Annotated in this window: 16 protein-coding genes; 15 read left to right on the top strand and 1 reads right to left on the bottom strand. The window is 61.7% G+C overall.

Going from position 1 to position 13,986, the window contains the following annotated elements; all coding sequences use genetic code 11:
* The 15 genes from HMPREF0308_RS02380 to HMPREF0308_RS02450 form a co-directional block, all read left to right on the top strand.
* Positions 1-319, top strand: a 319-nt coding sequence (locus tag HMPREF0308_RS02380; RefSeq protein WP_005528309.1) for an NAD(P)-dependent oxidoreductase, incomplete at its 5' end; no start/stop codon positions are given.
* A gap of 11 nt (positions 320-330) precedes the next feature.
* Positions 331-837, top strand: a complete 507-nt coding sequence (locus tag HMPREF0308_RS02385; RefSeq protein ID WP_005528311.1) for a DUF1707 SHOCT-like domain-containing protein — start codon at positions 331-333, stop codon at positions 835-837.
* A gap of 247 nt (positions 838-1,084) precedes the next feature.
* Positions 1,085-2,296 carry an ABC transporter substrate-binding protein gene (locus tag HMPREF0308_RS02390; RefSeq protein ID WP_005528312.1) on the top strand — a complete coding sequence of 404 codons (1,212 nt, stop codon included), beginning with the start codon at positions 1,085-1,087 and terminating at the stop codon, positions 2,294-2,296.
* Between the two features lie 3 nt (positions 2,297-2,299).
* Complete coding sequence (locus tag HMPREF0308_RS02395; protein WP_005528313.1) at positions 2,300-3,388, top strand: FecCD family ABC transporter permease; 1,089 nt, start codon at positions 2,300-2,302, stop codon at positions 3,386-3,388.
* Complete coding sequence (locus tag HMPREF0308_RS02400) at positions 3,382-4,134, top strand: ABC transporter ATP-binding protein (RefSeq protein ID WP_005528314.1); 753 nt, start codon at positions 3,382-3,384, stop codon at positions 4,132-4,134. The genes HMPREF0308_RS02395 and HMPREF0308_RS02400 overlap by 7 nt, the downstream gene beginning before the upstream one ends.
* A complete protein-coding gene (locus HMPREF0308_RS02405) occupies positions 4,112-5,392 on the top strand; it encodes a glutamate-5-semialdehyde dehydrogenase (protein ID WP_005528315.1) in 1,281 nt (426 codons plus the stop codon). Before HMPREF0308_RS02400 ends, HMPREF0308_RS02405 begins: the two co-directional genes overlap by 23 nt.
* Before the next feature lie 76 nt (positions 5,393-5,468).
* The gene (gene nadD / locus HMPREF0308_RS02410) at positions 5,469-6,086 is read left to right on the top strand and encodes a nicotinate-nucleotide adenylyltransferase (protein ID WP_005528316.1); all 618 of its coding nucleotides are present in this window, start codon (positions 5,469-5,471) and stop codon (positions 6,084-6,086) included.
* Positions 6,087-6,185: 99 nt separating this feature from the next.
* Positions 6,186-6,656 (top strand): ribosome silencing factor, encoded by a 471-nt coding sequence (gene rsfS / locus HMPREF0308_RS02415; RefSeq protein WP_005528318.1) that lies wholly within the window; start codon positions 6,186-6,188, stop codon positions 6,654-6,656.
* Between the two features lie 3 nt (positions 6,657-6,659).
* Positions 6,660-7,355, top strand: coding sequence for a histidine phosphatase family protein (locus HMPREF0308_RS02420; RefSeq protein WP_034656749.1), 696 nt, complete (start codon positions 6,660-6,662; stop codon positions 7,353-7,355).
* The gene (locus HMPREF0308_RS02425; RefSeq protein ID WP_005528320.1) at positions 7,355-8,194 is read left to right on the top strand and encodes a DegV family protein; all 840 of its coding nucleotides are present in this window, start codon (positions 7,355-7,357) and stop codon (positions 8,192-8,194) included. The genes HMPREF0308_RS02420 and HMPREF0308_RS02425 overlap by 1 nt, the downstream gene beginning before the upstream one ends.
* Positions 8,195-8,281: 87 nt before the next feature.
* A complete protein-coding gene (locus tag HMPREF0308_RS02430) occupies positions 8,282-8,908 on the top strand; it encodes a ComEA family DNA-binding protein (RefSeq protein ID WP_005528321.1) in 627 nt (208 codons plus the stop codon).
* Entirely contained in the window at positions 8,905-10,356 is a 1,452-nt protein-coding gene (locus HMPREF0308_RS02435) for a ComEC/Rec2 family competence protein (protein WP_005528322.1), read from the top strand. The genes HMPREF0308_RS02430 and HMPREF0308_RS02435 overlap by 4 nt, the downstream gene beginning before the upstream one ends.
* Positions 10,357-10,366: 10 nt before the next feature.
* On the top strand, positions 10,367-11,314 hold the full coding sequence (gene holA / locus HMPREF0308_RS02440; protein WP_005528325.1) for a DNA polymerase III subunit delta: 948 nt from the start codon (positions 10,367-10,369) through the stop codon (positions 11,312-11,314).
* Positions 11,315-11,325: 11 nt separating this feature from the next.
* Complete coding sequence (locus HMPREF0308_RS02445) at positions 11,326-11,706, top strand: ankyrin repeat domain-containing protein (protein WP_005528326.1); 381 nt, start codon at positions 11,326-11,328, stop codon at positions 11,704-11,706.
* On the top strand, positions 11,703-12,359 hold the full coding sequence (locus tag HMPREF0308_RS02450) for a LysE family translocator (protein ID WP_005528327.1): 657 nt from the start codon (positions 11,703-11,705) through the stop codon (positions 12,357-12,359). Before HMPREF0308_RS02445 ends, HMPREF0308_RS02450 begins: the two co-directional genes overlap by 4 nt.
* Here HMPREF0308_RS02450 and HMPREF0308_RS02455 read toward each other — a convergent pair.
* Entirely contained in the window at positions 12,319-13,968 is a 1,650-nt protein-coding gene (locus HMPREF0308_RS02455; RefSeq protein ID WP_005528328.1) for an alpha-keto acid decarboxylase family protein, read from the bottom strand. The two genes, HMPREF0308_RS02450 and HMPREF0308_RS02455, sit on opposite strands and share 41 nt — an antisense overlap.
* Positions 13,969-13,986 lie beyond the last annotated feature (18 nt).

The raw sequence follows: 13,986 nt of genomic DNA on the forward strand, positions 1-13,986 counted from the left end.
CAAAGACGTGTTTGCCCAGATGCCGAATCACGCGGTGGTGGTCAACGTGGGCCGTGGCCCACTCATCAGTACCAAGGATCTTTTAGCGGCGCTGGACTCTGGCGAGATTGCCGGCGCAGCGCTCGACGTCACTGAGCCGGAGCCGCTCCCGGATGATCACCCGCTGTGGAAGGACCCGCGGGTGGTCATTACACCGCACATTGCCAATACCCGTAACTCGGTGCGTCGCCACTTGGGAGCACACACCGCAAAGGTGGCCGCGGCCTTTGAGACTGGCGAGGAAATTCCTACCCGTGTGGATCCGAACGCTGGATATTAAAGTTTAAAAGCATGAACAAAGACATTCGTGTGGGAGACGCCGAACGCCACAATGCGCTATGCCTCCTCAGCACCCACTTCGCTAACGGTCTCATCGACATCAACGAGTTCGAAGACCGCACAGGAAAGGCGGCTGTTGCGCGTACCCGCGGCGAGATCGCTTCCCTCTTTGAGGACCTTCCTGACAATCCAATTGCAGAGGCCGTCCCGTTCAAGGAATCGGAAGCGCAGGCCGAGCTCGACCGGCTGCAGCGACGCAGAGGGTTAGTCCAACGAATCAATGCTGTTCTTTGGTCAGTGACGATGATCCTCTTCTTCCTGGGTCTTTTCGTCTTCAATTGGGACTATTTCTGGCTTGTCTTCCCGATTGCAGGTTTCGCCTCGTGGGGTGTCAGGGCTGCGGTCAAGCTCTCCGAGGACGACAAAAAACTTTATGAGGAATTGAAAAAGAAGGATGACAAAGACCGGGCCGAGCGCCTGCGTCTGGCAGCCGAGCGCCGCAAGGAGCTGGGGCAGTAGTCCGCGGGGGCCGCGGGGGAGTGGCTGCGCGTCTGGGCTATAGCCGCGCGTGACATCCACCGCGGATAACCTTGCCGTTGGGGATGAGTTTTCTTTTAGAGAATTTCATTCAGCTTTAAAGTGACCTAAATAAAACTCGGGGGGGCCATTTTCCGGGTCTACGTGAGTGGTTGTATTCTCGTACGTGTTCAATTTAGCTAAGCCTAAGTTAGCTTGGCTATTGTTCGTGAGTAAAGGACTTTCTTTCATGACCCATTTCAACGTGCCCAAGTACTCCGTCCGCATTGCGGCAGCTACCTTGGCTATGCTCGCCTCCGCGACTGCGTTGAGCGCGTGCAGCAACAGCGAAGACACCTCCGCGTCCACCGGCTCTACCGGCGCCGCGGGGGACACTGCTGTGACCATCACTGACGTCGCTGGCCGCGAGGTCACCTTCGACAAGCAGCCAGAGCGTATCGTTCTGGGCGAAGGCCGCGGGCTCTTCGCCACCTCGATCCTCAACCGTGAAGACCCACTCGCCAACATTGTGGCAGTGGGCAAGGATCTCCACCAGGCTGCGCCCAGCTTCGAGTCCAAGTTCGCCGAAACCAATGCGGCGTACAAGGATCTGCCGACTATCGGCAACATCGCCAAGGGCGACGTAACCGTCGAAAACCTGCTCGCGCAAAAGCCGGACGTCGTGGTCATGACCCTCGACCACAAGAAGGCTGCGGAGAAGTCCGGCTTCCTGGACAAGATGGATCAGGCCGGTCTGAAGTACGTCTTCACCGACTTCCGTCAGAAGCCATTGGAGAACACCCCGAAGTCCATGGAGGTCTTCGGCCAGCTCCTCGGCCGCGAGGACAAGGCCGCAGAGTTCAACAAGTTCTATACCGGCAAGGTTGATGACATCAAGTCCCGCGCGGAAAAGGCAGGCGACAAGCCACGCACCCTGGTCTGGCGTGCGGCGGGCCTGAAGGATTGCTGCTCCACGGTCAAGGACTCTAACTTGGGCGACTTAGTCAACGCAGCGGGCGGTGAGAACCTGGGCGATAGCCTGCTGGACACCGAGTCTGGAGACCTTACCGCAGAAAAGGTGCTTGCTGAGCAGCCAGAGCACATCATCGCCACCGGCGGCGCATGGGCCAAGGACCCGGAAAAGCCGGAGGTCCTGCCGCACGTGGAGATGGGTTACGCGGCCAAGGAAGAAAAGGCGCAGGAGACCCTCGAAGGCCTGCTCAAGACCCCGGGCTTTGACCAGCTTGAGGCTCCAAAGGAAGGCAACTTCCACGCTGTCTACCACCAGTTCTACGATTCGCCTTTCAACGTCTTCGCCCTGGAGCAGTTTGCCGTGTGGATGCACCCAGAAACCTTCAAGGACTTAGACCCAGAAAAAGACTTCGCGGACTTCCACGACAAGTGGCTGCCCATCGACTACAGCGGCGTTTTCTTCACCACCAAAGACGCACACAAGCACTAGAAAATGGCACTTTTGACCTCTTCTGATCGTTCGCAGACTGACCAGAAAACCGAAACCAACCAGGTAATCGCCGAGTACCGAAGCAATAACTTACGCAAGGTACTCACCATCGGTGGACTGGTGCTGGCGGCCTTCGTGGCCTTCGTTGTCGCCACGGTGGTCGGCCCGATTCACCTTTCCCCGATGGAGATGTTGCGTGGCATTTTCTTACCGGGCCAGGTGGATGAAACCACCCGCACGGTCCTGTGGAACCTGCGTCTACCGGCGTCGGTTATGGCCGTGCTCATCGGCGCCGCACTGGCGCTATCCGGCGCGCACATGCAGACCATTCTGGATAACCCTTTGGCCGAGCCTTTCACCTTGGGTATTTCCGCCGCCGCGGCTTTTGGCGGCGCTGCCTCAATCGTGTTGGGCTGGACCGTGCTGGGAAATCCGCAGTTCAATCTCGCGGCCGTCGCTTGGCTCTCGGCTCTAGTGGCCGTGGCCATCGTCGCCGGTGCTGCCGTGTGGCGCGGCGCTAGTGCGGAGTCGATGATTCTGCTCGGCATCGCCCTGGTCTTCCTCTTCCAGGCGCTGCTTTCGCTGATGCAATACAGCGCCTCCACTGAGGCCCTGCAGCAGATCGTCTTTTGGACCATGGGCTCACTGCAGCGCGCGAACTGGGTGTCCAACCTGATCATCGCCGCCACCTTGCTCATCGCTGTGCCCTTCACCGTCTTCAACGCGTGGAAGCTCACGGCGCTGCGCCTGGGCGATGAGCGCGCGGCAGCGCTGGGCATCAACGTGCAGCGGCTGCGCGTTTCCACCCTCGTGGTGGCATCCTTGCTGGCCGCAAGTGCCGTTGCTTTCGCCGGGATCATTGGCTTCATCGGTTTGGTTGGCCCACATGTGGCACGCCTTTTGGTGGGCGAGGATCAGCGATTCTTCGCTCCGGCCTCCATGGCAGCGGGCGCGATGCTGCTGGCGGGTGCCCACGCGGTATCCATCACCATCATCCCCGGCGTTGCCGTGCCCATCGGCATCATCACCGCTCTTGTTGGCGTTCCTTTCTTCGTGCTGCTCATCTTCACCAAGAGGAGGATCAAGTGCTGAAAGTAGAACAAGCATGCGTGAACTTTGGTAAACGGGAGGTTCTAAAGGGCGTTGACCTCCCAGAACCAGGCCCCGGCACCATCGTCGGCCTTATCGGTCCGAATGCCGCGGGCAAGTCCACCTTGGTCAAAACCATCGCTGGCATCCAAAAACTAACTTCGGGTACGTGCGATACCGGTGATGCCACCGTGGGCTACGTGCCGCAGGACCTTTTGACCAGCGCCTCCCTGACCGCCTTTGAATCGGTAGTCATCTCCGCTAAGCGCGGCTCGGCCAACGTCTTGGAATCGGCGGTGCAGGCACTCGAAAAGCTCGGCATCGTGCATCTCGCGCACCGCTACGTCCACCAGCTCTCGGGCGGCCAGCGCCAGCTCGTTGCCGTGGCGCAGATGCTGGCCCGCGAGCCGGAACTGATGCTGTTGGATGAGCCGACCTCCGCACTCGATCTGCGTCACCAGGTGCATCTGCTGGATACCTTGCGCAAGGAGGTCTCCCGCGGGGCAGTGGCGTTGGTGGCTATCCATGATCTCAACCTGGCCGCGCGCTATTGCGATGAGCTGGTGGTGCTCCACGGCGGCCGCGTGCATGCCCATGGAACGCCCGCAGAGGTGCTGAACACCGAGCTGCTGGGTGAGGTCTATGGCATCCGCGCTCGAGTCATCGATGACGAAGGCGTGCCCATGGTCTGTCCTGTCGAGGCTAACTTCAGTAAGCTTGAGCCTCATGAGCCAACTCACTCGCGATGAAGAACGAGACCAAGTACTAAAACTGGCGCGGCAGGCCAAGAATGTCGCGCCAATTCTTGCGCAGCTTTCTACCCCGCGCAAGAATGAGATTCTTCTGCGTGCCGCTGAAAACCTGGTGGCCCGCACCCCTGAGATCCTCGAGGCCAATGAGCGCGACGTCGCCGCTGGCCGCGCGGCCGGGATGAATGATTCTTTAATCGACAGGCTCTCGCTTGACGCCACGCGCGTCGAAGGTATCGCCGGCGGCCTGCGCCAGGTCGCCGCCCTGCAGGACCCAGTAGGGGAGGTACTGCGGGGCCACACCATGGACAACGGCATCCAGATGAAGCAGGTGCGCGTGCCGCTCGGCGTCATGGGCATGGTCTACGAGGCCCGCCCGAACGTCACGGTGGATGCCTTTGGCCTTGCGCTCAAGTCTGGCAACGTGCCGCTGCTGCGCGGATCTAAGTCCGCACGCAACTCCAACGAGCAGCTCGTGGAGATCCTCCAGGACACCCTGGCGCACTTCGACCTTCCGCGCGAGGGCGTGCAACTCCTGCTGTGCGAGAGCCACGATTCGGTGCAGGATCTCATCACGGCGCGCGGGCTTGTCGACGTCGTGATTCCCCGTGGTTCTGCTCGCCTCATCAATGCGGTGGTGGAGGGCGCTACCGTCCCTGCCATTGAGACCGGCACCGGCAATTGCCACTTCTACATCGATGCCAGCGCTGACCTCGACAAGGCCATCGCCATGGTTATCAACGGCAAGACCCGCCGCCCTTCGGTTTGTAACTCCACCGAGTGCGTGCTGCTCGACGCCGCGCTTGCCGACGCCGCGAAACTCCGCGTCATCACCTCCCTTCAGGAGGCGGGCGTGGTTATCCATGGTGACGTTGCTGAGCTCGAGCAATTCGGCGTGGCCAATGCCGTGGAAGCAACCGACGAGGAATGGCGCGAGGAGTTCTTAAGCAACGATATCTGCGCCAAGGTCGTGGAAGGTGTCGATGGCGCCATCGCGCACATCGCCGAGTACACCACCGGCCACACCGAGGGTATCGCCGCCCAGGACGCCGATGTTCTGCTTAAGTTCGCCAACGAGGTCGATGCCGCCGCCGTCATGCTCAATGCCTCCACCGCCTTTACCGACGGCGAGGTTTATGGCATGGGCGCGGAGATCGGTATCTCCACCCAGAAGCTGCATGCTCGCGGTCCGATGGCGTTGCCGGAGCTGACCTCCACAAAGTGGATTCTGCAGGGAAGCGGTCAAACTCGACCTTAAAATATGTCTCTATCTCTTTTTCATCCAGGCGCCCACGCCCGCGGATGGGCAGAAGGTGCACGTATAATCTCCACTCATGACTAGTCCACAGCGCATTGGAATCATGGGCGGCACCTTCGACCCCATCCACAATGGCCACCTCGTGGCCGCCAGTGAGGTGGCCTACCGCTTCCAGCTGGACCAAGTAGTCTTCGTGCCCACCGGCCAGCCGTGGCAGAAGGCGGGGCGCGACGTCACCGCAGCCGAGCATCGCTACCTGATGACCATGGTGGCAACCGCCTCGAATCCGCGCTTTACCGTCTCCCGCGTCGACATCGACCGCAAGGGTCCCACCTACACCATCGATACCCTGCGTGACCTGCGCGAGCTTTTCCCCGATGCCGAGCTCTATTTCATCACCGGCGCCGATTCCCTGGCCTCGATCATGAGCTGGCGCGATTGGGAGGTCATGCTAGAGATGGCCAACTTCGTCGGCGTCACCCGCCCCGGCTACGAACTCAGCAAGGATATGCTGCCGCTAGAATCCCAAACCGGGATCGAACTCATCGAAATTCCCGCCATGGCCATTTCTTCCACCGATTGCCGCGAGCGCGCCAGGGAAGGCGAGCCGGTGTGGTACCTCGTGCCGGATGGGGTTGTGCAATACATCGCTAAGAACAATCTTTATGGCCCTAATCCTGATAAGCCTTTATAGAATTTGGGAAAAAAGAATTCACGGAAATAGCCAAACGCACCTCTCACGTGCGAAACTGGCAGAACTAAAAAGTTTTCGAAGATATTTGAAGGAAAGCACATGTCCGTTACTGATGTAGCCCGCAAGATGGCTGAAACCGCGGCGCACGCTGCTGACGAGAAGCTGGCCACGAACATCGTGGCCATCGACGTCTCTGACGTGCTTGCTATCACCGAGATCTTCGTGCTGGCATCCGCCGAGACCGAGCGCCAGGTGGCCTCCATCGTGGAGGAAATCGAGGACGAGCTGACCAAGCTTGGCCATGAGCCAAAGCGCCGCGAAGGCAACCGCGAAAACCGCTGGGTACTGCTGGATTACGGTCACATCGTCATCCACGTCCAGCGCAACGACCAGCGCGAGTTCTACGGCCTGGACCGCCTGTACCACGACTGCCCGATCATCGAGATCGACGGCATCGAGACCCCAGAGCGCCCAGGCGAGTGGTCCAACGAGGTAAACCTGCGCGAAGTCGAGTCCATTGACGAGATCCCGCTGGCTCAGCCGGAGCCGGAAGAGGACGAGGAGTACTAAACCTTGATTCGCCGTCTTATTCTGATCCGTCACGGTCAGACAACCTATAACGCCACCGGCCGCATGCAGGGCCACCTGGACACCGAGCTGTCCGCGGTGGGCTATGAGCAGGCCAAAGGCGCGGCGGCGATGCTCAGAGACAAAAACATCTCGGCCATCGTGTGCTCGGATCTCATCCGTGCCCGCGAGACCGCGCGCGTCATCGGCGAGGAGCTCGGGCTTGAGCCTTCCATCGACGCCCGCCTGCGCGAGACCAACCTGGGCGACTGGCAGGGGATGAGTTCCGTCGAGGTCGACGAGGAGTTCCCTGGCGCACGCGCCATCTGGCGCCACGATCCCACCTGGGCGCCGCCGCAGGGCGAGTCGAGGGTGGACGTCGCCAAGCGTGCCCGCCCCGTCATCGACGAGCTCATGCGCACCCATGACTGGAGCCCGGGCCCCGTGCTCGTGGTCGGACATGGAGGCGCGATTTCCGCGTTGACCTGCAACCTTCTGGGCCTCGAGCACAATCAATACGGTATCCTTTCAGGACTCAAAAACACCCACTGGTCCCAGCTGACAGCCCGCCCGGACTTCAACCCGGACAATCCCACTTGCTCCCTGGAGTTCACCCCGGACAACGTCGATGGCGCCAAGTGGTACTTCGACGGCTGGAACATGGGCGCGCACGTGGTCGGCGGAGCGGGGGCGGACGTCTAGTGTCCGTTCGCATTGTCACTGACTCTGCTGCTGGTCTGTCCCAAGAAATCGTGGAGCAACTCCAGATCCAGGTTCTTGATCTGCACGTCATGGATACCGAGGGCGAGCAATCTACCTCGGGCCTGACCTCCTTAGAGCTGGCTGCCGCCTATGGTCGGCAGATGGAACGCGCCAACGACGCCGGCGTGGTGGCCATTCACCTGTCCAAGGAACTGTCCTCCACGTGGTCGGCCGCGGTCACCGCGTCCGGCGTGTTCCCGGATACCGTCAAAGTGATCGACTCGGGCTCCGCCGGCATGGTCATGGGCGCGGCGGCAATGGCTGCTGCCAAGCTTGCCCAGGAAGGCGCCTCGCTGGAGGAATGCCACGCCGCGGCCGTTGACACCGTCAAGCGCGGCAAAACCTGGGTCTACCTCAACTCCACGGAGGACTTGCGCCGTTCGGGTCGTCTTTCTGCCACCACCGCCATGTTGTCAACAGCACTCCTGGCTACCAAGCCGATCATGTCCATCGTGGGCGGCAAGCTGGAGTTGGTGGGCAAGACGCGTACGCAGACCAAGGCCTTCACCAAGCTCGTGGACCTCATTGCCTCCCGCGCGGACGGCGACCCAGTATTTGTGGCTTTGCAGCACAACGACGCCGAAGAACCTGCTGAGCGTCTGCTTGAGCTGCTCGAAATGGCTTTGCCGGAGGGCTCGTCCTTCATGCTGGAAGAGCTGACGGACGTCCTCGCGGTCCACGCTGGCTCTGGCGCCATCGGCGTCTCCGTGGTCTTTAGTAAGGAGACCCCAGACAAGCCGCATTCCTTCTTCGCGCCACGAAAGCCTGCGGAGAAGTAACCTATTTGTTGACGCGCTCAACAAGTTATCCACAGCTTTGACAATTGACCCTCGACCTTCGGGCGCCGCCTTCGTAGCGTCGAGGGCATGCCCCACATCAGCGATCGCCTTCGCGAGCTCTCCCGTCCCACAGGGGAGGAGGACCTCCTCACCGTCAGCTATCCACGCCCGCGCATTTCCGTGCCGCCGTGGATTGCGTGCACCATCGCTGTCCTGGTGGCCGCGGGAATTTTGGTGTGGCTGGGGATTTCCTCGCGCGCGGAGCCCTATGCCGCGACCAGCCCCACCTCCTCGACTCCTGCGCCAAGCTCCCTCGTGGTCTCCGTGGTGGGGGAGGTGGACAACCCGGGCCTGGTCACGGTGGCACCTGACGCGCGCATTGCCGACGCCCTCGACCACGCCCGGCCCAAGCCCGGCATCGATCTCCTCAACCTCAACTTGGCCAAACGGCTGACCGACGGCGAGCAAATAGTCGTCGGCATGCCTGCGCCCGTGCCAGGACCCGCTGGCGAACCTGGCCAAGGTCTGCTGAGCCTCAACGCCGCCACGAAAGAACAGCTCATGGACTTAAAAGGCGTGGGCGAGGTGACCGCGGAGGCCATCATCGCGCACCGCGAGGAAATCGGTGGCTTCAGCTCAGTGGAGCAGCTCATGGACATCAGCGGCATCGGCCCGGCCAAGTTCGAGGGCCTCAAGGACCAGGTCCAGCTATGAAGCAGCTGCGCCTGTTGCCGGCCGCATGTGCGGTGTGGGCGGCCACGCTGCTGGCCTTGCACGGCAACTGGTGCATTGTGGTGCCAGTCTTCGCCCTCGTGTTGTGGCGGTGGCAACGGGGCCAGGCAATCTTGTGCGCTGCTTTGAGTGCGCTTGCGATTGTGGTCACCAAGGTGCGGCTGGCGCGCGCAGTGCCGCTTGGCGACGTCCTCACCGGCACCGTCATCTCCGATCCCTCCGAGACCCGCGGCGGCTGGTTGCTGCGTTTGCGCGTGCCGGGCTACCCTTTCCAGGTTCCGGTATTCGCGGATGAGCCTGCTCCCAGTGGGGCAGAGGTCACCATCTCCCATGGGCGGCTGACTAGCCTGACGCCGCCGGACTCGTTGGCCGCGCACGTGGCGGAGAACTTCCGCGAGCTCGTGGTCACCACAGTGGGCCCTTCCTCGCAGGGCCTGCTGCCCGGCATGGTGTTGGGCGATACCACCCTGCAGGATGCCGCGGAGAAGCAGCTCTACATTGATACCGGCTTGTCTCACCTAAGCGCGGTCTCCGGCTCCAACGTGGCGATTGTCTGTAGTGCTGCGGCCCTGTTGGTGAAGGGGCCACGGCTGCGTGTAGCGGCGTCGTTAGCCGCGCTCGTGGTGTTTGTGCTCCTCGTCGGGTTTGAGCCTTCTGTCCAACGTGCCGCCGTGATGGGCCTGGTGGGATTGCTCGCGGTGCTCAACTCTTCCCGGATGGAGCCGATGCATGGCCTGAGCCTGGCGATAATCGTGCTGCTTTTCATCGACAGCGAGCTGTGTTCTAGCTTTGGCTTTGCACTCTCCGTGGTCGCGACTGCGGGAATCGTGGTGGTCTCGCCCTTGCTCTACCGGCACCTCGCGGTGATCGGCTGGCCCGACATCTTTATCCGTGCCCTTGCCGTAGCCATCGCCGCGGACCTAGTGACAATGCCGATTGTGGCGTTGATGGCGGGGGAAGTCTCCGTGGTCTCGGTACTGGCCAACGTCCTAGTCGCCCCCGCCACGGCGCCGGTGACCATCCTCGGACTCATAGCCGCCATCTTCGCCCAGCTAGGGCCGCTCTCCGTCTTGGGCGCGGGCCTGCTCGCCGTGGCGGAACCCTTTACTTGGTGGATCAACACTATCGCTCACGGCTGCACCGGGCTTCCTCTCAACACCGTGGCCGCCAGCCCGTTCCTCGTGCTGCTGGCCTATGGCTGGGTGGTGGCCGGCATTATTTATCGCCGCCCACTGCTGACCCTTTTGTGCGTGATTGCGGTCCTCGTCCCGCGGCACCTGGAGACACCACAGAAACCTGTGCACGTGGTTGCCACGGAGGAGGATGTTTATCCGATCCCGCCGGGCACCTGCTCCATCGTGGTTACCGAAGACTCCCCGCCGGACTATCCCACCCGCACTCCTGAAGGCATCCCGGTGTTCTACCGCTAGAATTGCACCCATGCAGCAAGTCCACCTCATCCTTGGCGACGACGAATTCCTCACTGAACGCGCCCGACTTTCCATCCAGAAAGCGGCCGGGGAGGGCGTCGAGGTGGTGCGCCTGAAAGCCTCTGAGGTCTCCGAAGGCGAGATCGCCATGGCCACCAGCCCGTCACTGTTTGGTGACAACCGCGTCATCGTCATCAGCGACGTGGAAAAGGTGGGCAAGGAACTGACCCAGGTCCTGCTCACTGCGGTCGCTGATCCTGGACCGGGCATGACCTTGGTGCTCATCTACACCGTCACCGCAAAGACACTGAAGGGCAAGAAGAAACCACCGGAGATCGTGGCCAAGCTGCGAAAGGTGGGCGAGGTGCACGAGGCCTTCTCGCTGTATCCCAACGAGCTGGGCTCTTGGGCCACCCGCGAGTTCGCCTCCCACGGCGTACGGCCGACCCCTGACGTGGTGCAGGCTGTCCTCGACGGCGTGGGCTCTGACCTGCGCGAGCTGGCCTCGGCCATCTCCCAGCTGGTCTTTGACACCAACGGCAACGTCACTCGTGAGGCCGTGCACAACTACTACGTGGGCATCGCTGAGGTGGCCAACTGGGACATTGCCGACGCCGCCGTGGCCGGCCGCGTCGAGGCGGCCGTGTCTACCTGCCGCCGCGCGCTCCAGCTTGGCGCCTCCCCGGTGGCTATTGCCGCGGCTCTCGCCAATAAGGTCGGCGCCATCGCCCGCCTTTACTCAGCCCGCGGCGACCAATACTCCCTGGCCAAGGACACCGGGCTGGCCCCTTACGTGGTGAAGATGACCCAGCCAGTAGCGCGCCGCTGGTCTGAGGATAACGTCAACAAGGCGGTCATCCTCATGGCGGAGCTCGACGCCGCAGTCAAGGGCCAAGGCGGCGATGAGGACTTTGCCATTGAGGCAGCCGTGCGCCGGGTCGCTGAACTCGCGCGATAGACTTGCTTTTCATGGAAGACATCACCCAAGACGTCCAGGAATTCGCCTCAAAGCTTTTTGACTTCGCCCGCCACGGCGACGCCACCCTCCTCGAGTACATCAAGCAGGGCGTCAACGCCGATATGGTTAACCAGGACGGCCAGTCCTTCGTTATGCTCGCTGCCTACAACGGCCACGCCGAGCTCGTGCGCGAACTCGCCGCTCTTGGCGCTGACGTTAACCTTCTCAACGACCGCAATCAGTCCCCGCTGGCTGGTGCCATCTTCAAGAAGGAAGACGCCGTGGTCGACGCACTTCTGGCCGCCGGCGCTGACCCGCAGGCTGGCACCCCGAATGCCGTGGACTCCGCCCGCATGTTTGGGCGCGAAGACCTGATTGAGCGCTTTTCATGAGTTGGTCCGCATTTGCGGCACTGATGTTCATGAACCTTCTGGGCGCGTTGGCTCCTGGGCCTGACATCGTATTGGTTACCCGCTACGCCACGCGCTCGCGCAAGCACGCCATCGCTGCCGCGACCGGAATCCAGTTGGGAGTGCTCTTTTGGTACACGATCACCGTGTTTGGCGCCGCCGCAGTTCTCACCGCGTTCCCGGGGATTCTGCGGGCCATTCAGGGAATCGGTGGTGCCTTCCTGATTTTCATGGGCGTGCGTTCAATCAAGGGCGGTCTGGAACTGCTCCACAATCCGCCCGCTGATATTGAGGAGGCCGCCCTGCGCTTGGGCAGCCTTGGGCAGGTCTTCCGCACCGGCTTGGCCACGAACCTTTCCAACCCAAAGATCGTGCTCTACCTCGCGGCGATGATTGCCCCGCTTCTGCCACCGCATCCGCCGCTGTGGCTCGCGGTGGCACTCATCCTGGGCCTATCGCTTTCGGCCTATCTCACCTTCGTGCTGCTCAGCACGGTTATTTCTACGTCCGCGGTTCGCCGCCGCATGCTGGCCGCTGGCCCCTGGATTGACATCGCATCCGGCGCGTTCTTCATCATCGCCGGATGCGTTCTCATTAGCGCTTCCGTGGGGCTAGCGCCGCAGCTACACGCTTAAGCTGCTCCGGGTAGTCGTTGTACGGGGTCACCGCTTCCACAAAGACCAGCTTGTCCTTGTTCGCGGTGGCCACGGCCACGGCTTCTTCGAGCTCCGCGCCAGTAGTGGCCCGCAGCGTAAGCCCAAAGTCGCCAGCCCCAAAGAAATCTAGCGTCTTGGACCAATCCCACGCCGGGATGTCGTTGTAGTACTCGTCCTCGCCGTTGATTGCGCGTTCAACGGTGTAGCCATTGTTGTTCACCAAGAAGATGGCCGCGGGAACCTTTTCGCGCACCATTTGTCCGATTTCCTGGATGGTCAGTTGCGCGGAACCATCACCGATGAGCAGCACTGGACGACGCCCCGGCTGCGCCAGCGCCGCACCAAGTGTTGCGGGCAGCGTGTAGCCGATGGAGCCCCACATCGGCTGGCCGATGAACACTGTATCGGTGGGGAAGTGGTGCGCCGAGAGTCCAAAGAAGGAGGTGCCCTGCTCCGCGATGACCACGTTGCCCGGCTCCAGTGCGCGTGAGACCACCGCCCAGAGTTGTTCCTGCGACAACGGCTCGTCGGTGATTTCTACCTTCTCCGCAGGGTTGGTCTTGCCCACCGGCATGAACTCTGGCGATACCTCGGCTGTGACTTGGTCCAGAATCTCGATGGCCCGGCCCATGCTCAACGGCGTGTAGGCATTGCCCTGGATGTAGGCCGTATCACGGCGAATATCGACCTGGTTATCTTGGGAAATCGCAACGGAGAAACCCGCGGTGATGTTATCGGTAAAGTCCACGCCCACGGTCACCAAGGCAGTGGCCTCCTCGACGGTTTTGCGGGTATCGCCATGCGACGCCGCACCAGAGTAGATTCCCGCGAAGTTCGAGGTCTCCTCATCGATGAGGGACTTGCCCCAGCTCAACGTTGCTACAGGAACCCCGGATCGATCCAGATAGCCCTGGAGCGTGGACTGGCAGCCAAAGCGATGCACGAGGACGTCGGCAAGCACTGCGAGAGTACGCCCCTTGAGGAAGCCCTTCAGGTCCCGCTCAAACTCTTGTGCGGCGGCTTCCGAGTCGAACTGCTCGATGAGCGGCAGCGGAGCCTTCGGCGGCGTGCAGGGGGTGCTGGCGACGTCCGCCGCCAGATGCAGCGCGCCGGGCTTGCGCTGGAACAACACCTGGACAATGAGGTTATCGATCTGCGCCTGCGCGGTCATTGCGTTGAGATCCTCGGCCACGCAGGTCAGCTCGCGGTCAACGCGGAAGAAGCGGGCGAAGTCGCCGTCGCCCATGGAGTGGTGGATCTTGGCCACGGAGGCTTGCAGCTCCTTGCGCGGCGAACCAACAATGTGGATGACCGGCACGTTCTCCGCGTAGGACCCCGCGATGGCGTTGGCGGCGGAGAGCTCGCCCACGCCGAAGGTAGTGAGGAATGCGCCGATGCCGCGCAGGCGGGCGTATCCATCGGCCGCATATCCGGCGTTGAGCTCGTTGGAGTTGCCCACCCAACGAATCTTCTCGTGGGCCACAACGTGGTCGAGGAACTTGAGATTGAAATCGCCGGGAACACCGAAAAGTTCCGTGATGCCGACTTCCGCCAAGCGGTCGAGAAGGTAATCGCCAATTGTGTACATACGTACAACATATCCCAA

This window comes from Corynebacterium striatum ATCC 6940, assembly GCF_000159135.1.
In the GTDB taxonomy this organism is placed as follows: Bacteria; Actinomycetota; Actinomycetes; order Mycobacteriales; family Mycobacteriaceae; genus Corynebacterium; species Corynebacterium striatum.